Origin of the sequence: Streptomyces sp. NBC_00569 (assembly GCF_036345255.1) — a bacterium.
Taxonomy (GTDB): domain Bacteria; phylum Actinomycetota; class Actinomycetes; order Streptomycetales; family Streptomycetaceae; genus Streptomyces.
This window is the reverse complement of the sequence record NZ_CP107783.1, coordinates 5049978-5069963: the sequence shown is the minus strand read 5'-3', so window position 1 is coordinate 5069963 and position 19986 is coordinate 5049978. Positions and strand designations below refer to the sequence as shown.

Here is a 19986-nt window from a genome sequence, read left to right as displayed (position 1 = left end):
GCGTCGGGGGCAGCGCATGACAGCGCACACTCACAGGGGGATCACTGATGAACGACATGGCTTCGACGATCACTTCGATACCTGCTCGCGTCACCAAGGAACTTGTCCACAAGCACGACGCCTCCCAGGTTCTCCTCACGGACCTCAAGCGCATCGGCGACGACGAGTTCCTGATCACCGCGGACTGGACGGACACCAGCCGCCTGATGAGCACCCAGGACAGCCGCCGCGACGACGCGGTGCTGCTCACCGAGACGATCCGGCAGACCTTCCCGCTGCTCGCCCACGCGGGTTATGAGGTCCCGTTCGGCCACCACCTGCTGTGGGACGAGTACCGCTACGCGCTCGGCCTCGAGGCGCTCGGCCGCGGCGGCGCCGGCGGCAGGCCCCAGCTGCACATCAAGTGCTACGACATCGTGCGCCGCCGGGGCGTCGTCTCCGCGCTCTCCCTCGACATCACGGTCCTGCGCGACGGCGAGCAACTCGCCACCGCCCACACCCGGTTCGACATCCAGCCCGCCGCGATCTACCGGCGCCTGCGCGGCACCCGCGGCGACGCCCTGGAGATGCTGGAGCTGGCCCGCAGCCGCCCGCTGCCGCCCCCGGTCTCCGGGGCGAGCGAGGAGTTCCGCGACGCCGTCCTGTCGCCCACCGACGAGCGCGACCGCTGGCAGCTGCGGATCGACACGCACCACCCGATGTACTTCGACCACCCCAGCGACCACGCGCCGGGCATCCTGCTCCTGGAGGCGGCCAAGCAGGCGGCCCGCGCCGTGCGGCACCCGAGGGCGGGGATCACCGAGGCGATGGAGACCGTCTTCCACCGCTACGTCGAGCTGGACAGCCCGTGCCGGGTGGACGCGCAGCCCCTGCCGGACGACCAGCAGGGCCGCGCCCGCATCCTGGTGACGATGCACCAGGAGGACAAGCTCTGCTTCACCGCGCTGGTGTCGGTCGCGAAGGCCCCGTCCGGCCGGTAGTCCGGTCGTCCCCGGCGGCCGCACCCGGCCCGGTCCCGGGCAGCGTGCGGCCCCCCGCCTCCGTGACATGGGCCCCGAGCACCAGGTCGTCGCCGACCGCCACCGGGTGCCCCACGGAGCGCAGCAGATCCAGGTCGGAGGCATGGTCGCCGTAGGCGGCGGCGCGCGGTGCGGTCACCGCGCGCCGCGCCATCAGTTCCCGCGCCAGGCGGCCCTTCTCCGGGCCGATCACCGGGCGTTCCAGATGGCCGGTGAAGCAGCCGCCGACGATCTCCGGCTCGCTGCACAGGATCTCGTCGGCGCCCAGGAGCCGCGCGACGGGTTCCAGACACGGCCTGAACGAGCCGGAGACCAGGGCGATCGTCGTGCCCTCGCCGCGGTGCCGGCGCAGGGCCTCGACCGCGGGCGGGTGCAGGAGCGTGCCGCCCGCGAGCTCCGCGTCGAACCAGGCCCGGCCGTGCGCGAACACCTCCTCGGCCGCCCGGCCGGCGAACAGCCGGTAGTACTCGCGGTTCGTGTCCCTGCGGGACACCCCCGCGGCGGACTTGGCCCGCAGGTCGCCGGCCGCTTCGGCGTAAGCCGACGGCGGCAGCCCGCGCTCGCGGAAGTGGAACTCCAGGAATCGGAACATGCTCTTGACGGTGATCAGGGTCTCGTCGACGTCGAAGAACGCGATGTCGACGGCTGAACCGCCGTTGCTGTCGGGGGAGATGTGGGCGTCCGGCATGTGAGCCGCCTTCCGTAGGGGGCTGGGACGGGGCGTGTGGGGCGGCCGGGTCAGGCCGCGACCGCGGCGGGAACGGGGGTCGCGGCGCGCGCCGTCAGATACGCGCGGACTCCCTTGCCGGCTGTCTTGCGGCCCAAGTGCCGTGCGGTGACGAGCTGTTCGAGCAGCGCGGCGGGCGCCGGTGTCCACAGCGACGGTTCCGCGTGGAGACGCCGCTGCACCTCCAGAGCCACGTCGGCACCCACGGTGTCGAGCAGCCGTACGGGACCGAGCGGCTGGCCGCCCACCGACTTCAGCGCCAGGTCGAGCGTCGCCGTCGTGGCCTCACCGGCGTCTAGGAGACCCAGGGCCTCGTTCAGATACGGGAAGAGCAGGGCGTTGACGATGAACCCGGCCCGGTCGCCGCACTCCACGGTCTGCTTGCCGAGCCGCTCGGCCACGGCGCGGGCCCGCGCGAGGGTGTGCGCGCTGGTGCGCTCGCCGGGGACCAGCTCCACCAGCGGCATCAGCGGCGCCGGGTTGAAGAAGTGCAGGCCGAGGATGTGCGCGGGGCGGCCCGCGGTCTCCGTGCAGGCGCCCACCGGCAGGCTCGACGTCGACGTGGCGAGCAGCGTGTTCGGCGGGCACACCTTGCCCAGCTCGGCGAACAGCAGCCTCTTGACCTCCAGGTCCTCCACGACGGCCTCGACCACGATGTCCGCCGAGGCGAGCACGGAACGGTCGCTCGTCGCGCTCCAGGAGGCGGGCCCGGTCTCGTCGGAACTGCCGTCCGCGGAGGCGGAGTTGCGCTGGAGAGCGAAGTCGATGCGTTCGGCGGCGGCCGCGGCCTTCTCCTCGGACCGGGCGAGCAGTGTCGTGCGGAACCCGCCGCGCGCACACGCCTCGGCGATCCCGGTGGCCATCGTGCCCGAGCCGACGACGACGACGTTGCGTCCGGGCGGGGCCGTGGGACGGACGGTCCGCCGCTGGGCGGCCCCTTCCCCGTGACGGTGGAAGCCACGGCCCGACTTGGCGCCGAGCGCGCCCTGCGCGACCAGCTCGTCGAGGATCGGGGCCGGGGCGCGCAGGCCGCCGCCGAGGTCGCCGAGGCGGGCGAGGACATCGCGCGCCGTGTCCAGGCCGATCGCGTCGAGCGTGGCCAGCGGCCCGTCGCTCCAGCCGCAGCCGAGCCGCACCGCCGTGTCGATGTCCTCGGCGCTCGCGTACCCGTCGTGGACCATCCACGCGGCTTCGTTGAGGAGGCCGAGGAGCAGCCCCGGCGCCAGGGAGCCGGGCCGGTCACCGACCTGATGGGCCTTGATCCCGGCCGCCGCCAGAACCTCCACGACCCTGGCGGCCGCGGCGTCCCCGGCGCGCGGGGCGCGGGCCAGTTCCACGGCGTCGAGCGCGTCGGAGCGCAGGAAGCGCAGCGCGAACAGGTCGGGTCCCGCGGCGTCCTCGAGATCCCCGAGCGGGGTGGTGAGCGCGGTGGTGAGGACGGGCGTCCCGGGCCGGCGCTGCTCGCGCAAGGAGGCGAGCACCGCCCGTTTCAGGGCCGCGGGTTCCGGTACGGCCTCGATGACCAGGTCGGCCGAGGCGACGCCGGCCGGGAAGCGGGTCAGGGTGCGCGGGCGCTCCCCGGGGCTCAGACGCAGGGCCCTGACCAGGGCCGCGGGGTCGTCGTCGATGCCAGTGACGCGAAGCCCCGCGCGGGTCAGGCGGCGCGCGAGGGCGAGCCCGGTGCCGCCCAGGCCGACAACGGCCACGGTGAAGGGCGGCGGCGTGCCCTCGGCGGAGCGAACGGAGTCGGTGGTGGGAAGGGAGTCGGTGGTGGGAGTGGTGCGGGTGTGGTCGGCCATGGTGCTGCTCCTGCCTTCGCGGGTGGGGGCATCAGTAGCGGCTGCCGGTGGCGGCGGGCGCGGCGTCCAGGTCGCGCAGGTCCTGGAAGGTGAGGCGCAGGCCGGCCGCGGCCAGGTTCGCCGTCAGATAGCGCAGCTGCTTGGTGCCGGGGATGGGGACGACGTGGTCGCCCTGGGCGAGCGTCCAGGCGAGCGCGACCTGGGCGGCGGTGGCGCCGTGCCGGGCGGCGACCTCTTCGACCGCCTTCACGATGCGCAGGTTCGCGGTGAACGCCTCGCTCTGGAAGCGCGGGTTGGTGGCGCGGAAGTCGCCGTCCTCGAAATCGTCGGGCCGCGTGTAGCGGCCGGTGAGGAAGCCCCTGCCCAGGGGTGCGAAGGGCACGAACGCGGCGCCGTTGGCGGCGCACCACGTGGCGATCCCGGTGTGCGGGTCGAGCGGTTCGCGGGTCCACAGGGACAGTTCGGACTGGACGGCCGCGACGGGATGCGCCGCGTGGGCGGCGGCCGCCTCCGCCGGGGTGACCTCGGAGAGGCCGAGATGGCGGACCTTGCCCTGTCGCACCAGGTCGGCCAGGGCGCCCCAGGACTCGGCGAGCGGGACTTCGGGGTCGACGCGGTGCAGGTAGTACAGGTCGATGACGTCGACGCCGAGGCGGCGCAGCGACGCGTCGGCCGAGCGCCTGATGTGCTCGGGGGAGCCGTTGCGGCTCAGGGTGCGGGTGGCGAGTTCGTCCACGACGATGCCGGTCTTGGTGGCCACGACGGCGTCGTCGCGGCGCCCGGCGAGGGCCCGCCCGACGAGGGTCTCGTTGTGGCCCGCCCCGTAGGCGTCGGCGGTGTCGACGAGGAGGGGGCCGGCGTCGAGGGCGCGCCGGATCACGTCCACCGAGGCCGCGTCGTCGCGCAGCGACTCGGCGTAGCCCCAGCTCATTCCCATACAGCCGAGGCCTACGGGGGTGACCTCGAGGCCGGTCGTGCCGAGCTGACGCGTCTCCACGCGAACTCCCTTGTCAGTAGCGGTATGTGGGGTGGTGCCGGGCCGGGGCGCCGGTGCCCCGGCCCGTTCAGGCGGCGGTGAGGACGAGGGCGGCGTTGTGCCCCCCGAATCCCAGCGACGTACTCGCGGCGACCTGGATCCTCTTCTGCCGTGCCCGGCCCGTCACCACGTCGATGTCGACGTCGATCGAGGGGTCGAGCGAGTCCACGTTGGCGGTGGGCGGCAGGGCGCCGTGGTGCAGCGCCAGCGCCGTGTACGCGGCCTCGACCGCGCCGGCCGCGGCCAGCGTGTGCCCGGTGACCCCCTTGGTGGAGGTCACCGCCGCCCGGTCGCCGAGCACCGAGTGCAGGGCGCGGGCCTCGGTCAGGTCGTTCATCGGGGTCGACGTGCCGTGCGCGTTCACGTGCTCCACCTCGTCGGGGAACACCCCCGCGTCGCTCAGGGCATCCCGCAGGGCCCGGGCCAGGCCCGCGCCCTGCGGGTGGGGCGCGGTCGCGTGGTGCGCGTCCGACGTCGCGGAGAACCCGGCGATGTCGGCGTAGCGCCGCGCGTTGCGGGCGGTGGCGTCCTCGCACCGTTCGAGTACGAGGATGGCCGCGCCCTCACCGGCCACGAAGCCGTCCCGGTCGTGCGCGAAGGGACGGGACGCCGCGGCCGGGTCGTCCGTGCGGGCCGACAGGGCACCCATGCGGGACAGGCCGTTGAGAGTGCCCGGGCTGATCGCCGACTCGGTGCCGCCGGCGAGGACCACGTCGCACAGGCCGGACAGCAGCCACTCGCGGGCGGTGCCGATGGCGGACGCCCCGGAGGCGCAGGCCGTCGCCGTGACGAGGCTCGGGCCGTGGATCTTCTGGTCCATGGCCACGTACCCGGCGACCATGTTGACCATCCCCATCGGGATCATCAGCGCGGACACGTCGTCGGGCGTGCCCTCGAAGTACGTCCGCAGCTGCTTCTCCAGGGTGGCGACGCCGCCCAGCGAGTTCCCGATGACGACGCCGACGCGGGTGCCGTCCCAGGATCCGCAGTCGAGCCCCGCGTCCGTGACGGCCTGCCGCGCGCTGACGATGGCGAGCTGCGCGAACCGGTCGAGCTTCCAGGCGTTGCGCCGGCCCAGTTCGGCCGTGGCGTCGAAGCCGGGGACGCGGCAGGAGATGTCGACCCGTTCGCCCTTGAGCTCCGGGTCGGTGGTGGCGGCGGACACGCCCGACAGGACGCGCCGCCAGTTCTCGTCGACGCCGATACCGGCGGGGGTGACGAGGCCTATACCGGTGACCGCGACTCCGCGGCCCCGGGCCACCCCGCTCATGCCTGGTCCGCCTTCGCGGCGATCACGGCGACGGCCTCGTCGAGGGTGAAGGACGACTTGAGCTCGCCCTCGACCAGGACGATGCCCATCTCCTTGCGCAGGATCAGGCTGAGCTCGACGAGTATCAGCGAGTCGATGTCGAGCTCGTCGAACGTGGCGCCCGACAGCAGCTCCGCCTCGTCGAGGCCGAACTTGTCGCTGATGAGGCCGGAGACCTGGTGCTTGAGGGAGGACTCGACGGAAAGAGCGGTCATGACTGACTCCTGAATTGTGTGAAATGGATGGTGTGTGAGGTGAGTTGAGGCTCTGGGTGCACGGGCTACGGCTGTGTGACCGGTTCGATGTCCGGCCAGACCAGCGCGGCCGAGCCCCAGGTGAGGCCGCCGCCGAAGCCCGTGAGGACCACGCGGTGGCCCGGTTCGAGGTCGCCCGCGGCGGCCGCGTCCGACAGGGCGAGCGGGATCGAGGCGGCGACGGTGTTGCCGACCCGGTCCAGGTTCACCACGATCTGCTTCTCCTCCAGGCCCAGCTGCTCGCCGACGGCGTGCAGGATGCGGACGTTGGCCTGGTGCGCCACGACCTTGTCCAGGTCGCCGGCCGTCCAGCCGACGCGGTCGAGGAGGCGCTGCGAGGACTCGCTCATGTTGATCACGGCCTCGGTGAAGACAGGCCGTCCCTGCATGGCGAAGTACTGGTCGCCCTCGGCGGGCGGTTCACCCGTCGAGCGCTGGCGGGAGCCGCCGGCGCGCACCGTGATGAGGTCGGCGCCGCCGCCGTCGCTGCCCAGGTCGAAGCCGAGGAGCGCCCCGGGTTCGCCGGACTCGCCGGCCCGCAGGACCACGGCTCCGGCGCCGTCGCCGAAGATGGCGCGGGTGGTGCGGTCGACGGGGTCGAGGATCGTCGAGAAGGTGTCCGCGCCGATCACCAGGGCCCGCCGGGCCACGCCCGCCGTGATCATGGAGGCGGCGGTGGCCAGGGCATACACGAACCCGGTGCAGACCGCCGCGACGTCGAACGCGGGGACCGTGCCGAGCCCGAGCCGGTGGGCGACCCCCGGCGCGGTGCCGGGGCAGGGCCGGTCGGGCGTGCTGGTGGCGAGGACCACCAGGTCCACGTCGGCCTCGGTGTCGTTGTCAGTGCCCTTTCTGCGGGCCGACTCCAGGGCGCGCTCCCCGGCCGCGACGGCCAGGTCCGAGGTGGACTCGCCCGGTGCGACGACATAGCGCAGGCCGATGCCCGTACGCGTACGGATCCACTGGTCGGACGTGTCCAGCTGGGTGGCGAGTTCCTCGTTGGTGACGGCGGTCGCGGGCAGCGCGCCGCCCAGACCGCAGACCACGGCGGCGCGGCTCATGAGGCCAGCTCCTCGACCTCGTGGGCGGCCGGCGCGGGCACGGTCCGTACGGGACGCGCCACGGCCTTGAAGGAGCTGCCCGCGCGGCGCAGCGCCGAGCGCACCTCGGCCGGTTCGGGCGCGGTCAGTGCCGCGATGTGTCCGTCGGGCCGTACGAGTACGGCCTTGGGGTCCTTGCCGAGGAGGGGGGCGAAGCCCGGCCAGGCGGAGATGTCCCGCACGCACACGTCCTCGGGTGCGGCGGCCGTCAGCGCTTCCCGGTCCGCCACCCAGCCGGAGTCCTGGCGCTCGCCCGCCCACAGCAGCAGCGAGAGCCGCGCCGGGTCGATCGAGGGCCAGCGTTCGGCGCCCTTCTGAGGGGTGCCGTGCGCGGCGAACACGGGGAGGCGGTCACCGGCGCGGACCTTGCGGGTGAGGCCGGGCAGCGTGTCGCGCAGGGACTCGGCGGGCCGGTAGCTGACGTCGTGCTGCGCCATCAGCGGGCCGCCGAAGCGCTGGAGGAGACCGGTACGCGAGGCCAGGCGCAGGGCGCCGTCGCGGGCCGCGATCTCGTGGCGCCGCTTGAACAGGCCCCAGCTGGTCTGCTTGGCGGTGGTCAGGACGATGCGTTCGGCGGCCAGGTGCCGGTCGGAGTCGTACGTGTCGAGGATGCCCGGCTCGAACAGGCCGCCCACGACACCGGCGAGCTTCCAGGCGAGGTTGACCGCGTCCTGGATGCCGGTGTTCATGCCCTGCGCGCCGGCCGCGCTGAACACATGGGCGGCGTCGCCCGCGAGGAACACGCGTCCCGCGCGCATCGTCTCGGCGACCCTGCGCCGGGCCCGGAAGATCGTCGACCAGTCCAGCCTGCCGACCAGGCCGGGGCGCGGCGAGCGCTCGTCGAGGAAGTGCTGGAACAGCTCGCGCGGCGGGCCCTGCTCCTTGTCCCAGTCCGGCACGCTGATCGCGAGCCGGAACTGCCCGTTGCCGAACGGCGCGATGCCGAGGGCGCCGGTGCGTGAGTAGCAGTAGACGAGCGAGTGGGGGTCCATGTCGCCGTCGACCGGACCGTCACCGATGGCGAAGAGCACGTCGTTGCCGGTGCCGAGGAGCTCGATGCCGGCGAACTCGCGGACCGCGCTGCGGGCGCCGTCCGCGCCGATCACCCAGTCCGCCTCGATCTGCTCGACGCGCCCCTCGGCGCCCTCCACCTCGGCGACCGGGCGCGGCCCGGACGTGTCGAGGCCGGTGAGCGTCCCGAACTCGATCTCGCCCCCGTACGCGGCGAGCCGGGTGCGGATGACCTCCTCGGTGGTGTCCTGGGGGATGACCACGCCGAACGGGTACGGGGTGTCGGTCAGCCGGCTCATCTCGATGGTGCCGATGGCCCGCTTGTCGGAGTAGTACTGCACGGAGTCGAGGCGGTTGCCCGCGTCGACGACGCCCTGGGCGGCGCCGATCCGGCCGAGGAGCTCCAGGCTGCGCGGCCAGACCACGCTGGCCCGGGAGTGCTGGACGGGCCCGGCGGCCGAGTTGTCGATCAGTCTCACCGGGACGCCCTGGCTGAGCAGTTCGGTGGCGAGCACCAGGCCCACGGGGCCCGCGCCCACGACGAGGACGGGACGTCGTCCGCCGGGGCCCTCGCGCAGAGGGATCGTCATGACAGGTGTGCCTTTCGTCGAGTCGGTGGCTACGGCGGTCAGGGGCGGTGCACCACGACGGCGCTCCAGGTGAATCCCGCGCCGGCGCTCAGCACGGCGGCGTACTCGCCGCGTTCGAGGCGGTACGGGCTCGCGCCCGCGGACAGTGCGGTCAGGTTGGACAGGAGGTCACCCGCGCCGAGGTGCCCGGTGCGGTCTCCGAGGTCGGCGACCGGCGCGTCCGTGACCTCGGCGACGGCCGGCCCGTACACGTCGCGGGCGGTGGCCCGGCCGAGCCTCGGGAGCAGTACGGTGCGCAGCTCCCGGCCGCCCCGGCCGATGCCCGCGTCGCGCAGGGCGTCGGCGAGGACCTCGCTGGTCTCGCGCCGCAGCCGGCCGAGGAACTCCGGTTTGCCCTGCGTGGCGAGGAAGGCCTTCTTGGTGCGGCGCACGTCCACGGCGGTGCTGCTCGTGTGCGGCGCCGGGTGGAACGCACCGGTGTCGCGGTGGGCGGTCTCCAGCGCGGGGACCGCCCGGGTCCGCAGGGCGCGCAGGGTGAGCGCGCCCTCCGGTACGTCGTCGGCGGTGGCGGCCCGAGCGACGACGGCCGCGGTGGCGCCGTCGCCGTACCAGACGCCGTAGTCGCCGGCCCAGCGGTCGAAGCCCGGCCGGGCGAAGCGGTCCGCCGTGGTCACGAGGACCGGCGCGCTGCCCCCGTCGGCCGTGATGCGGTCCACCGCGGTGCTCAGGGCCGCCGCCGCTCCGTTGCACATCTGCTGGATGCCGGTGGGGACCGCTCCGTGAGCGCCGGTTCCGGCCGCCACGTAGTGGGCGGGCGACCAGAAGTCGTGGCCCTGGTAGTAGGTCCAGGCGTGCAGGGTGGCCGACAGGTCCCCGGCCTTCGCGCCGACCCGCGACAGCGCGCGGTGCGCGGCCCGTACGGCCATCTGCGGCGCCGACTCCCCGGCGGACACGGGCAGTTGCTCGTATCCCATGGCGTCGGCCTCGGAGGCCGTCACCCGGCCGTCGGCGAGCGCGTCGACCGTCTTCTCGGCGGTGGGCGGCAGCCACTGGGCGGCCGACAGCCACACATGGCCGGGGATCACAGGCACTCCTCCCCCTCGGGCAGCGCGGTGACCGCCGCGGACGTCGTGGTATGCATCCGGCCGGAGGCGATGACGTCGCCGTCCTGCACGAAGTCGATGTAGAAGGTCCGCAGGTCCGGCAGCATCAGGCTGAGGTTGTCCTCGTGCGCGTACGGCTCGGTCTTGCGGATGTGGACCGTGGTGGGCGCGTCCAGTTCGGCGTAGCGCATGAAGTCGAAGTCGAAGCCGGCGACCGTGGTGCGGCTGACGGAGGCGCCCCACAGGTCGGAGACGCCGAGCAGGCACAGCTGGCGGGCGGCCTCCATGAGGACCATGCCGGGCACATGGTCCTGGCCGTGGTCGAACATGCTGCGGTTGTCGAGGGGGATCCGCACCGTGGCGTGCGCGTTGTCGGTGTTGACGGTGGCGGAGGCGAGCACCACGTTCGACGGGGAGCTGCGGCCCACGAGGTGCGGGGCCACATAGGCGTTCTCGCGCGGGATGTCCTTGAAGGGGACGAGTGGCTTGCCGCGGCCCTGGACGCGCACGGCGTCGTAGACCTCGGCCGGTATGTAGCCCACGTCCATCTTGACGAAGCCGAGGCAGCGCTTGGCCAGCTTCATGTCGATGCCGAAGGTCAGCCGGCGCACATCGCCCGGCGTGCCGCGGCGGTTGCTGGTGCGCACCGAGATCCGCAGCTCGCCGGGCGTCTCCTCCTCGGGCAGGGTGAGCAGACCCGGCAGCTCCATGGACCAGGAACGCAGCAGGAACTTGCTCTTGCGCGACACCCCGGCGAACTCGTGCCCGCCGTACGTCTCGGCCTGCCGGCAGCACTCCAGGAGCAGCATCGGGTCGGGGGCGCCGAGCCGTGAGGTGTGCTCGGTGTAGTAGGCGTGGGACGGGGGGAGCTGGGCCGCGGCGAGGTAGTCGTCCTCGCCGGTCTGCCGGCTGTCCGTCAGAAAGACCTCGGAGAGCGCCCAGCGGTGGAGAAGGGAACGGTCCACGGTGCGCATGAATTCGAGGTTCGCGGCGCCCGGCAGGCAGGTCTTGACTGCGGGGGATTCGGCGGTCTCGGCGTTCATATTCGTCCTCCTGATGCGGCGCGAGGCGAGCGGGGAATTCTCCCGAACTCCGGGATTTCCTTTTCTCTTTCCTCGCTTGATTCCATTGTCGAGGGGGGTGGCAAAGCGTTCACTAAAGGCGGCCTCAAGAGGCCGGGGGGCCTGGTTCAGGCCGCCCAGGCGAGCGGGCTGCGGTAGCCGTCGGCGGGCCGGTCCCACTGCGCGCGGACGGGCACCACGGGGGCGTCCTCGCCGGCGTCGGCGCGGGAGCGCAGCGTCGCGGTCAACACCGCGACCAGCGCGGCCAGTTCATCGGGGGTCGGGTTGCCGCGCACCACACGGAACGCGGCCTCCCGCAGCACGTCGGAGCCGCTCGCGGCGCTCACAGCGGGGTGATCCCGTGCTTGCGCTGCGGCAGCGCGCGGTGCTTGGTGCGCAGCATGGCCAGCGACCTGGCGAGCACGGCCCGGGTCTCGCCCGGCTCGATGACGTCGTCCACGAGGCCGCGTTCGGCCGCGTAGTACGGGTGCATCAGCTCGGCCTTGTACTCCTTGACCATCTGCTCGCGCATCGCGGCGGGGTCGTCGGCGGCGGCGATCTGCCGCCGGAAGATGACGTTGGCGGCGCCCTCGGCGCCCATCACCGCCACCTCGTTCGTGGGCCAGGCGAAGGAGAGGTCCGCGCCCACGGAGCGCGAGTCCATCACGATGTACGCGCCGCCGTACGCCTTGCGCAGGATCAGCTGGATGCGCGGGACGGTGGCGTTGCAGTACGCGTACAGCAGCTTCGCGCCGTGCCGGATGATGCCGTTGTGCTCCTGGTCGACCCCCGGCAGGAAGCCGGGCACGTCGAGCATCGTGACCAGCGGGATGTTGAAGGCGTCGCACAGCGACACGAACCGCGCGGCCTTCTCGCTGGCCTTGATGTCGAGCACGCCGGCGCTGGACATCGGCTGGTTCGCGACGACGCCGACGACGTGCCCGTCGATCCTGGTCAGCGCGCACACCACGTTGTTCGCCCAGTCGGGCTGGATCTCGAAGTACTCGCCGTCGTCGACGATCTCCTCGATCACGGCCTTCACGTCGTAGCCGCGGGCCGGGTCGGCGGGCACCAGGTCGGCGAGCGCGTCGGTGCGCCGGTCCGGCGGATCGTCGGTGGACACCGGGGGCGGCGCCTGCCGGTTGTTCGACGGCAGGAAGGAGAGCAGATAGCGCACGTCCTCCAGGCAGGACACCTCGTCGTCGTACGCGAACGCGGACACACCCGAGACCGACGCGTGCACGTCCGCCCCGCCCAGCTCGTCCATGCTCACGCGCTCCCCGGTGACCGCCTGCACGACGTCCGGGCCGGTGATGAACATCTGCGCCACGCCCCGCACCATGAACGTGAAGTCGGTCAGCGCCGGCGAATACGCGGCGCCTCCCGCACACGGCCCGAGGATCACGCTGATCTGCGGGATCACCCCCGAGGACAGGGCGTTGCGGCTGAAGATCCCGCCGTATCCGGCGAGCGCCGTGACGCCCTCCTGGATACGGGCGCCGGCGCCGTCGCAGAGGCTGACCAGAGGGGCGCCGGACGCCTCGGCGAGGTCCATCAGCTTGTGGATCTTCGCCGCGTGGGACTCGCCGAGAGCGCCGCCGAAGATACGGAAGTCATGCGCGTAGACGAAGACCTGACGGCCCTCGACCGTGCCCCAGCCCGTGATCACACCGTCGGTGTGCGGCCTGCGCTTCTCCAGGCCGAAGCCGGTCGCGCGATGCCTGCGCAGCGGCTCCAGCTCCGTGAACGAACCCTCGTCGAGGAGGAGTTCGATGCGTTCGCGGGCCGTGAGCTTGCCCCGGTCGTGCTGCGCCCGGGTCGCCCGCACCCCGGGTCCCGCGTGCACCTCGGCGCGCAGCCGGCGCAGCTCCTCGACGCGCACATGCACGCTGTCGGGCCGCTCCGGCTCACTCTCCCCGGGGATGTCCGGGCTTTGTGCGACGGGTTTCTCGACCACAGTGGTCATGCCATGTCCTCCCATCCGACCGGCACCCGAATGGCGCCACCCGGGGAAAAGGATTCGGGGCGGGCGGCAATGCGCGACTCAAGGCCGGGAAAAACAGCATTCCTTTTCCACGCCTTGAGCGGGCGGGCCGCACGATGCATACCGACCGCCACCGGAAGGGAAGATCATGACCACGCACCTCCACGAGTCGTCCGACTCCTCGCCGCGCTACGCCGTCCTCTTTCCCGGACAGGGAGTTCAGCGGCCCGGGATGGGCGAGCCCTGGCGCGCCACCGAGTCCTGGGAACTCGTCGAGTCCGTCTCGCGCGCCTCCGGCTTCGACGTCGCCGAGCTGCTGCTCACGGCCGACCAGGAGACGCTGTCGCGCACCGACCACGCGCAGATATCGGTGTTCACGGCCTCCCTGCTCGCGTGGTCGGAGCTGCGCAGGCGCGAGTCGGAAGCCCGGGTCGTGGCGGTCGCGGGCCACAGCCTCGGCGAGTACACGGCACTGGTCGCGGCCGGTGTCCTCTCCGTCGCCGACGGCGCCTGGCTGGTGGGTGAGCGCGGCCGTGCCATGGCCGAGGTCGCCCGGCGCCGGCCGGGAGCGATGGCCGCCGTCATGGGCGGCGACGTCGACGAGGTCGCCGCCCTCGTCGACACCTTCCGGCAGGAGGGCGCGGACCTGTGGGTGGCCAACCACAACAGCCCTCAGCAGACGGTGATCGCGGGCAGCCGTACGGCGATCGACGCGGCGGCGTCCCGCGCGGCGGACGCCGGCCTGCGCTACAGCGTCCTGCCGGTGACGGCCGCCTGCCACAGCCCCTACATGGAGCCCGCGAGCGCGGCCCTGCGCCGGGCCCTGGAGCTGACCCACTTCGCGGCGGGCGTGCTGCCGGTCGTCGCGAACGTGGACGCCCGCGCGCACTACGGCGGCAGCCAGTGGCAGGAACTCAGCACCCGCCAACTCGTCAGCAGGGTGCGCTGGGTCGAGTCCCTGAACACGCTCCACGAGGAACTCGACTGCACCGCGTTCCTGGACATCGGCCCCGGCGGCACGCTCGCTGGCCTGGCCCGCAGGGTGCTGCCGGGCGTACCGGCCCACAAGTTCACGACGCCCGCGCCACTGGCGGTGGCGGCGTAGCGGTCACCTGCGCCGGTACGTGCGTCGGTACGCGCAGAGGCCCGGCCCGGGGGTCAGAACCCCGGGCCGGGCCTCGGTCGTTGCGGCGGAACTCAGCTGATGCAGAGAAGGCCGAGCACACAGATGGGCTCGGGTGACGCCGTGCTGGGAGCGGGTGCGGGCGTGGTCGCCTGGGTCCCGCCGGACGACCCCGAACCCGAACCCGTACTCGTACCCGAGCCGGCACCCGTACCGCTGCCGGACTGGCCGGCCGACGCGGGCGAAGAGGTCTGCGGGGCAGGGGCGGCGGGGGTGGCCGTGTGTGCGGCGGCGGCCGGCGCGGCGGTGGTGTGCGGCGCGGCGCTGCGGGCCGGGGCGGCGTGGCGCGGGGCGCCGGTCGGCGCGGTGGGCGCCGCCGGGGTGGGCGCGTCGGCCGGGCGGGCGTGCCGCGGGCCGGTGGACTTGTGCGAACGGTCGCTGCCGCTCCGCGAGGCCCGGTCGTCCGGCGTGTCCGTAGCGACGTCCGTGTTGGCCAGGGCCGGCGAGGTGGTCACCGGGTCCGGGGCCGCGGAGGCGTGGGTGCGGTCGGGGGAGGCGTCGTTCGGCAGCGCGGCGATGGTGAGCCCGCCACCGACGATCGCGACGGCGGTCGCGGCGACGGCCCGGCGCTTGTTCTTCTTCCACTGCGCCAGCTTCCGCCGCCGTGCGGCGCGGCCGCCCTGCGAAGCGGCCACGGTCGCCGAGACGTCCACGGAACCGGCGGCGGTCTCGCCGCCCGCGTCGGCCGTGTCGAAGGCCTTGGCCGCGGAGAAGGGGTCGAAGTCGTCGAACGGGTCGGCGGAGCCGGCGGCGGCGTACGCCCCGGAGGCGCCCGCGGAGCCACCACCGTGGTCACGGTCGGCGGCGGGGGAACCCCCGAAGAACGACGGGGAGGCCGGGGCCGGCGCATGCGCCGAGGGGGCCGAGGACGAGGGGAAAGACGAGAACGACGTCGTCGCCGGCGGGGCTATGTCCGGGGCGTACGCGCCGCAACCCGGGCACACCAGAGCCCCGTTGAGGGTCCGACGGCAGGAGGAGCAGTAGTCCATTTCGGTCTTTCTGTGGCTGACTGCGCCGCCGGGACGCCGGGCATTTGGTCACGTTCGCACGCGAGATCGAGCGGCCAGCAACGCTATCGACGCTTTCCGAAGGCGATGCGCACACGGTGTGATGCTCCTGCGAAGATGTGTGACCGCTGTGACAGAAGGGGCCCGGACCGCAGCAGCGATCCGGGCCCGTCACCTCACAAGCTCGCTCCTCCTACCCCTCAGACCAGCGCGTTCTTGTAAAAGATGCTGGAACGCCGGTCGCCCTCTTCACCGGAGGCGAAGCCGAGGAAGAGACGGGACTCACCCGCGTCGGTGCGGTAGATCGCGAGGCCCTCGGGCTCCCGGTAGACCAGCGTGGAGCCGGCCTTGGTCAGGGTGGGGCCCTGGGCGATGGCACCGGTGTTGATGTTGATGCTGGTGATGTACGTGTTGCCCGGGTCGGGGTTGGACGCCGAGTAGCCGTCACCGGTGATGAAGTACATGTACGAGCCGTAGAGCGTGTATCCCTGCGGCGTGCCGGAGATGGCCGGCGGGGTGAACATGGCGACGGGCGAGCTGAAGTCGCCGTTGTCGGTGTCCGCGAGGTCGTAGACGGCGATGTGCTTGGCACCGTCCTTGTGGTAGCGGACGATCATGCGGTTGTAGACCGGGTCTATGGAGCAGGTGTACTCGGTCGCGCCGGAGATCGGCTGGAACTTCCCGAACCCCTGCGACGCGGCGTCGACGGTGGTCCCGGGGTTGTACCCGATGAAGGCGAGCTTGGTGCCGTAACCGTTGCCGTTCGCGTCGGTCTCGATCCACAGATTGCTGGTGCTGCCGACGGGCCGCACGCCGAAGGCGACGCCGTGCCCGAAGCCGTTGAGGTGCATGTACGACACGTAGTTGCCGGCGAAGTCGAGCTGGCTGATGCACAGGTCACCGGCCGACTCCGGGCTGTCCAGCCGCTTGGCCGCGACGAACAGGCGCTTGTTGACCGAGTCGAACGCGAAGCTCTGCTGGACGCGGTTGCTGTGCAGGTTCTTGTCGCGGAACAGGTCGTACGACGGCTGCGACAGATCGAACCGTGAGGTCGTGCCCACCGAGGCGGCAGCACTCGCGGCCCCGTACCCGACCCCGAACGCGGCGAGCCCCGCCCCGGTGGCGGTGCGCAGCAACCCTCGACGGGTCAGTGACGTACGGGAGTTGTGCTCCATGAGGGAACTCCTGAGGAAGAGTGGAATCCGAGTCCCCAGACTTTACGCAAGGGGGATCCCGTGCTCTTCGCCCGTACGCCTACCGTCTGCCGGTCGCGCTGAGGCACCGTCACGCGGTCCGGCGGTCCCGCGTGGTCCGGCGGATCCGGTCAGGACTGGAGAAGCCTGCGCTTCTGCTCCTCGAACTCGCTGTCGGTGAGCACGCCCTGGTCCCTGAGATCACCGAGCTGCTTGAGCTGTTCGATTTTGTTCGTCATATCGGTGGTCATGGGAGCGGTAGGGGGCGCGGCGGGGGGAGCCGGAGTTTCGTATTCCTGCTGGGCGGCCCAGCGCCCCTGCTGACGGCGGCTCACACGGTTCGACACGGCGGTCGCCGTTCCGGCGACCACGGCCGTGCGCGCGACCCCACGGAGTAGACCTGGCATGGCGGTTTCCCTTCTGCTCGTCGGCGGCTGTCGGCAGCCGCTCAGTGAGCGGCTTCCGTGCTGTCGAGCGCGGCCAGGATGGCAGGCACCGGGATCCGCCCGGAGGCGACCATCCTGGCGCCGCCGCGGCGGAGAGCTGCGGCGAAGGGCGCGGCCCAGCGGTTCTCGTAGATCAGGACGCCGGCGGAACTGCCGGGCTCCAGGGCGCTTGCGGCCTCCTCGATGTCGTCCTGGCCCAGGAGGCCGGACGACGCGCCTTCGAAGACGGCCAGGTCGAGCTCGCCGTCGCCGGTGAGGTCGGCGATCTCCAGGCCGCTCACGGAGCCGTCCTCCTCCTTCCTGACGAATGTCAGGTCGAGGATGCGAATGAGGCCGCGGTCCACGAGATCGACCAGGAGGGGCAGGCCCTCTCCCGTCATGCGGTTGCCGGGGAACTCCACGACCAGATAGTCGATCGGCCCCAGTTCTTCGACTTCGTCGTTCACGGCGCAACCCCTGTGTTCGTCAGCCCTGGTGTGCGTGGCCCCCGGTGTGCGTAAAAGGTGGTTCGTAACCCTCGGTGTCCGGGGCTCCCGGTAGACCCATTGCATCACCGGTCCAGTGCCCCCGCACGTCGGTGCACGCTCATCCGGCCGCCCCCCGGCGTCAGGAGCTACCCCGGTTCCCGCGCTGGTCGCGCGGGTCGGGGACTTGCTTCCAGCCGTCGACGGACCGGGTGATGAAGAGCACCCGGTAGATGTCACGGGTCCAGACGGTGGCACCCTCCCCGTGCTCGGCGAGTTCCGCGAACGCCTCTTCCTCCGAGTCGTACTGGAACTTCCGCCCCTTCGCGTTCCGGATCATCCACTCTCTGCCGGGTATCCCCGCGAGTCCCATGGCCACGACGATCGTCCCCTCCCCTTGGTGCGGGCGAGAGCGTAGCTCGTGACGTTCCGGACCGGTGTCCGCTCAGCTCGGTCGCACTGCTGAACGCATGTGAATGTTCCTGAACCGGCTTAATCCCACGCCCAATTGGCTGGTCGGCCCGAACTCTCCAAATGTGACAGAGCGTCATGGTGCTTTATGCGGACCGAATTCACGGAATCGCCGGTACGTCCACCCCTCTCACGCTGCTGGATCTCCAGTGCAGTTGCGAAGCCCATGTGGGCGATTAAAGTGGATTTGGCTCTATGTGAGAAACTGGCCCAAGGGGATAGTTATGCTCGCAATGAAAAGAAAGCGGGTCGTCCTGAGCTCGGTCTTCGTCGCCGCGACCATGGGGCTTGCGCCCCTCGGCTGGACGCAGGCCTCCGCGGCCACACCGAGCGAGACCCACGTCAGCGCAAGTACGACCGCCAAGGTTCCCAAGTCGCACCAGGACTACCGGCGCGGCTACAAGGACGGCGTCAGGTCCGGATTCCGCCAGGGGTCGCACCACTGCAAGCGGCACGGTCACGGGTACGGGGACGGGAAGGGCCGACAAGCCACCACCGTCGCGCACAGGAACGCGCAGCAGGACTACCGGCGCGGCTTCAAGGACGGCTTCAAGTCCGGGCTCCGCCAGGGACAGAGGTCGTGCCACCGCTGACCCGTCGTAGTTCCTCGGAACCCGAGGCACAGGCCGGCAGGTCAGGCTCACATCCACCGTCGCATCGGAAGCACACAGCAAGAGGCCCAGGTCGCTGACCTGGGCCTCTTGCATGGAGCCATCTGTGATGGAGCGGGTGACGAGAATCGAACTCGCCTTCTCGGCTCGGCAAGCAGGGGTGACAGGACGCCGGGCCACGGCTGTGCGGCCAAGTCGCGGATGCCCCCTGTCGGCCGTCGGACGGAACCGGCTGGACCGTCCGGGTGGACAGCCCCCTCCAGCCCGTAACTGCCACGCGACGACATGGGCAACATCAACTCCGCTCCCCCGAGATACGGCGCCGCCGACTTCGGTGCGGGGAGCACCCCGCGGATCCGGGACTTCCGAAGGAGCCACCTGCCCATGTTCACTCGTAAGCCGTCGGTACTCGCCGCGCAGGCACTGTGTGTCGCAGCCCTCGCGACGGTCGTCGCCACGGCCACTCCCGCATCTGCGCAGACGGTCGTCCCGTGCAACGAGACTGCCCTGTCTTCCGCCATCACCAACGCCAACACCGCAGGGAGTGGAACCCTGGTGCTGGCACGGGGCTGTACCTATTCGCTCGTCACGGCGCTGCCGTCCATCCAGGCGACGATCACCATCGTCGGCCGGAACACCACCATCACCCGCGACGCCACGGCAGGCGCGTTCGGCATTCTCTCCGTCGCCCTCGGTGGAAACCTCACGCTCACGAACACCACCATCACCGGCGGTAAGGCGCCCGACTTCGGCGGCGGCATCGCGAACCGCGGCAGGCTGACCGTGACCGGCAGCAGCATCCACGACAACGAGGCCAACTTCTCGGGTGGAATCGGCGGCGGTTCGGGGACCGTCACCCGGATCGTGAACACCTCCGTCTTCGACAACACCGCCAACGTGAACGGCGGCGGCCTCGCCAACGACGGAGACATGACCATCATCAACAGCCGCATCACCGACAACACCGCCACCGGCGGTGTCGGAGGTGGCCTGGCCAACGACGGCACGCTGCGCATCGTCAGCAGTGACGTGAATGAGAACCACGCTCCCGGGAACCGGGCCGGAGGTATCGCCAACGTCGGCGGCGGCACCACGAACATCACGTCCAGCAACGTCAACAACAACACGTCCGCCCTCGCCCCCGGCGGCATCCTCAACAGCGGCGGCACCGTTTCTCTGGTCGCCTCCCGAGTCAGGGGGAATGCGCCCACCAACTGCGCCGGCAGCGACATTCCCGTCCCGAACTGCGCCGGCTGACACGCCAGAGACCTGGCCCAGCGACGGGAAGTCGACGGCCCCGGATCTTTCCGGGGCCGTCGGCAGTCGGTGGTGCGCGACAACTGAACAGGTCCGGACAACGAACGAGGCCCAGGTCGCTGACCTGGGCCTCACATAGGGAGCGGGTGACGAGAATCGAACTCGCACTCTCAGCTTGGGAAGCTGATGTTCTACCACTAAACTACACCCGCGTAAGACGCCGGTTGATCCGGAGTCGTAACGTCGCTCACTGTACCTCATGCCAGGCCCCCGGTGTTTTCACCGCGGGGCCCGGCTGCGTTGTGCGTGCTGGATGTGACTGCGGGTGAAGGGAGTTGAGGCGTACGGTGGGGCCGGCTTC

20 protein-coding genes and 1 tRNA gene are annotated in these 19986 nt (G+C 71.7%); 4 read left to right on the top strand and 17 right to left on the bottom strand.

Annotated features, from left to right (window positions below; all coding sequences use genetic code 11):
* The first annotated feature begins 47 nt into the window (after positions 1 to 47).
* On the top strand, positions 48 to 980 hold the full coding sequence (locus OHO83_RS22810; RefSeq protein ID WP_266672548.1) for a ScbA/BarX family gamma-butyrolactone biosynthesis protein: 933 nt from the start codon (positions 48 to 50) through the stop codon (positions 978 to 980).
* On the opposite strand, the gene OHO83_RS22805 is transcribed toward OHO83_RS22810, so the two are convergent.
* The 11 genes from OHO83_RS22805 to OHO83_RS22755 form a co-directional block, all read right to left on the bottom strand.
* On the bottom strand, positions 937 to 1707 hold the full coding sequence (locus tag OHO83_RS22805) for an HAD family hydrolase (RefSeq protein WP_266672550.1): 771 nt from the start codon (positions 1705 to 1707) through the stop codon (positions 937 to 939). The two genes, OHO83_RS22810 and OHO83_RS22805, sit on opposite strands and share 44 nt — an antisense overlap.
* A 50-nt stretch (positions 1708 to 1757) precedes the next feature.
* Positions 1758 to 3545, bottom strand: a complete 1788-nt coding sequence (locus OHO83_RS22800; protein WP_266672552.1) for a 3-hydroxyacyl-CoA dehydrogenase family protein — start codon at positions 3543 to 3545, stop codon at positions 1758 to 1760.
* Positions 3546 to 3576: 31 nt separating this feature from the next.
* A complete protein-coding gene (locus tag OHO83_RS22795; RefSeq protein WP_266672554.1) occupies positions 3577 to 4542 on the bottom strand; it encodes an aldo/keto reductase in 966 nt (321 codons plus the stop codon).
* Positions 4543 to 4609: 67 nt separating this feature from the next.
* Positions 4610 to 5851, bottom strand: coding sequence for a beta-ketoacyl-[acyl-carrier-protein] synthase family protein (locus tag OHO83_RS22790; protein ID WP_266672556.1), 1242 nt, complete (start codon positions 5849 to 5851; stop codon positions 4610 to 4612).
* The gene (locus OHO83_RS22785; protein ID WP_116511893.1) at positions 5848 to 6105 is read right to left on the bottom strand and encodes an acyl carrier protein; all 258 of its coding nucleotides are present in this window, start codon (positions 6103 to 6105) and stop codon (positions 5848 to 5850) included. The genes OHO83_RS22790 and OHO83_RS22785 overlap by 4 nt, the downstream gene beginning before the upstream one ends.
* Before the next feature lie 65 nt (positions 6106 to 6170).
* Positions 6171 to 7205, bottom strand: a complete 1035-nt coding sequence (locus OHO83_RS22780; protein WP_266672559.1) for a beta-ketoacyl-ACP synthase III — start codon at positions 7203 to 7205, stop codon at positions 6171 to 6173.
* Positions 7202 to 8845: an FAD-dependent monooxygenase gene (locus OHO83_RS22775; RefSeq protein WP_266672561.1), complete on the bottom strand. Its 1644-nt coding sequence runs from the start codon at positions 8843 to 8845 to the stop codon at positions 7202 to 7204. Before OHO83_RS22775 ends, OHO83_RS22780 begins: the two co-directional genes overlap by 4 nt.
* A 38-nt stretch (positions 8846 to 8883) precedes the next feature.
* Entirely contained in the window at positions 8884 to 9930 is a 1047-nt protein-coding gene (locus OHO83_RS22770) for a 3-oxoacyl-ACP synthase (RefSeq protein WP_266672563.1), read from the bottom strand.
* Positions 9927 to 10991, bottom strand: a complete 1065-nt coding sequence (locus tag OHO83_RS22765; protein WP_266672565.1) for an AfsA-related hotdog domain-containing protein — start codon at positions 10989 to 10991, stop codon at positions 9927 to 9929. The genes OHO83_RS22770 and OHO83_RS22765 overlap by 4 nt, the downstream gene beginning before the upstream one ends.
* Before the next feature lie 146 nt (positions 10992 to 11137).
* Positions 11138 to 11356: an acyl-CoA carboxylase subunit epsilon gene (locus OHO83_RS22760; RefSeq protein ID WP_266672567.1), complete on the bottom strand. Its 219-nt coding sequence runs from the start codon at positions 11354 to 11356 to the stop codon at positions 11138 to 11140.
* Positions 11353 to 12975, bottom strand: coding sequence for an acyl-CoA carboxylase subunit beta (locus OHO83_RS22755; RefSeq protein WP_266672569.1), 1623 nt, complete (start codon positions 12973 to 12975; stop codon positions 11353 to 11355). Before OHO83_RS22755 ends, OHO83_RS22760 begins: the two co-directional genes overlap by 4 nt.
* 166 nt (positions 12976 to 13141) lie before the next feature.
* On the opposite strand from OHO83_RS22755, the gene OHO83_RS22750 reads away from it, so the two are divergent.
* Positions 13142 to 14098 carry an ACP S-malonyltransferase gene (locus OHO83_RS22750; protein WP_266672571.1) on the top strand — a complete coding sequence of 319 codons (957 nt, stop codon included), beginning with the start codon at positions 13142 to 13144 and terminating at the stop codon, positions 14096 to 14098.
* Between the two features lie 92 nt (positions 14099 to 14190).
* Here the strand turns inward: OHO83_RS22750 and OHO83_RS22745 are convergent, their stop codons facing one another.
* The 5 genes from OHO83_RS22745 to OHO83_RS22725 form a co-directional block, all read right to left on the bottom strand.
* Positions 14191 to 15165, bottom strand: coding sequence for an SCO2400 family protein (locus OHO83_RS22745; protein ID WP_266672573.1), 975 nt, complete (start codon positions 15163 to 15165; stop codon positions 14191 to 14193).
* A gap of 218 nt (positions 15166 to 15383) precedes the next feature.
* A complete protein-coding gene (locus tag OHO83_RS22740) occupies positions 15384 to 16358 on the bottom strand; it encodes a phage baseplate protein (protein ID WP_266672575.1) in 975 nt (324 codons plus the stop codon).
* Positions 16359 to 16507: 149 nt separating this feature from the next.
* On the bottom strand, positions 16508 to 16783 hold the full coding sequence (locus OHO83_RS22735; protein ID WP_266672577.1) for an SHOCT domain-containing protein: 276 nt from the start codon (positions 16781 to 16783) through the stop codon (positions 16508 to 16510).
* Between the two features lie 41 nt (positions 16784 to 16824).
* Positions 16825 to 17268 carry a DUF6325 family protein gene (locus OHO83_RS22730; RefSeq protein WP_266672579.1) on the bottom strand — a complete coding sequence of 148 codons (444 nt, stop codon included), beginning with the start codon at positions 17266 to 17268 and terminating at the stop codon, positions 16825 to 16827.
* Positions 17269 to 17428: 160 nt separating this feature from the next.
* Positions 17429 to 17659, bottom strand: coding sequence for a hypothetical protein (locus OHO83_RS22725; protein ID WP_266672581.1), 231 nt, complete (start codon positions 17657 to 17659; stop codon positions 17429 to 17431).
* Positions 17660 to 17981: 322 nt separating this feature from the next.
* Between OHO83_RS22725 and OHO83_RS22720 the strand changes: the two genes are divergently transcribed.
* Complete coding sequence (locus tag OHO83_RS22720; protein WP_266672583.1) at positions 17982 to 18350, top strand: hypothetical protein; 369 nt, start codon at positions 17982 to 17984, stop codon at positions 18348 to 18350.
* Between the two features lie 402 nt (positions 18351 to 18752).
* On the top strand, positions 18753 to 19625 hold the full coding sequence (locus tag OHO83_RS22715) for a hypothetical protein (RefSeq protein WP_266672585.1): 873 nt from the start codon (positions 18753 to 18755) through the stop codon (positions 19623 to 19625).
* Between the two features lie 141 nt (positions 19626 to 19766).
* On the opposite strand, the gene OHO83_RS22710 is transcribed toward OHO83_RS22715, so the two are convergent.
* Positions 19767 to 19837 (bottom strand) — tRNA-Gly (locus tag OHO83_RS22710).
* Between the last annotated feature and the right edge of the window lie 149 nt (positions 19838 to 19986).

Bases quoted from the DNA above. Each gene is read 5' to 3' on its own strand.
- OHO83_RS22810 (WP_266672548.1), top strand. From the start codon at position 48: ATGAACGACATGGCTTCGACGATCACTTCGATACCTGCTCGCGTCACC.
- OHO83_RS22805 (WP_266672550.1), bottom strand. From the start codon at position 1,707: ATGCCGGACGCCCACATCTCCCCCGACAGCAACGGCGGTTCAGCCGTC.
- OHO83_RS22800 (WP_266672552.1), bottom strand. From the start codon at position 3,545: ATGGCCGACCACACCCGCACCACTCCCACCACCGACTCCCTTCCCACC.
- OHO83_RS22790 (WP_266672556.1), bottom strand. From the start codon at position 5,851: ATGAGCGGGGTGGCCCGGGGCCGCGGAGTCGCGGTCACCGGTATAGGC.
- OHO83_RS22785 (WP_116511893.1), bottom strand. From the start codon at position 6,105: ATGACCGCTCTTTCCGTCGAGTCCTCCCTCAAGCACCAGGTCTCCGGC.
- OHO83_RS22780 (WP_266672559.1), bottom strand. From the start codon at position 7,205: ATGAGCCGCGCCGCCGTGGTCTGCGGTCTGGGCGGCGCGCTGCCCGCG.
- OHO83_RS22775 (WP_266672561.1), bottom strand. From the start codon at position 8,845: ATGACGATCCCTCTGCGCGAGGGCCCCGGCGGACGACGTCCCGTCCTC.
- OHO83_RS22765 (WP_266672565.1), bottom strand. From the start codon at position 10,991: ATGAACGCCGAGACCGCCGAATCCCCCGCAGTCAAGACCTGCCTGCCG.
- OHO83_RS22755 (WP_266672569.1), bottom strand. From the start codon at position 12,975: ATGACCACTGTGGTCGAGAAACCCGTCGCACAAAGCCCGGACATCCCC.
- OHO83_RS22750 (WP_266672571.1), top strand. From the start codon at position 13,142: ATGACCACGCACCTCCACGAGTCGTCCGACTCCTCGCCGCGCTACGCC.
- OHO83_RS22745 (WP_266672573.1), bottom strand. From the start codon at position 15,165: ATGGACTACTGCTCCTCCTGCCGTCGGACCCTCAACGGGGCTCTGGTG.
- OHO83_RS22740 (WP_266672575.1), bottom strand. From the start codon at position 16,358: ATGGAGCACAACTCCCGTACGTCACTGACCCGTCGAGGGTTGCTGCGC.
- OHO83_RS22735 (WP_266672577.1), bottom strand. From the start codon at position 16,783: ATGCCAGGTCTACTCCGTGGGGTCGCGCGCACGGCCGTGGTCGCCGGA.
- OHO83_RS22725 (WP_266672581.1), bottom strand. From the start codon at position 17,659: ATGGGACTCGCGGGGATACCCGGCAGAGAGTGGATGATCCGGAACGCG.
- OHO83_RS22720 (WP_266672583.1), top strand. From the start codon at position 17,982: ATGCTCGCAATGAAAAGAAAGCGGGTCGTCCTGAGCTCGGTCTTCGTC.
- OHO83_RS22715 (WP_266672585.1), top strand. From the start codon at position 18,753: ATGTTCACTCGTAAGCCGTCGGTACTCGCCGCGCAGGCACTGTGTGTC.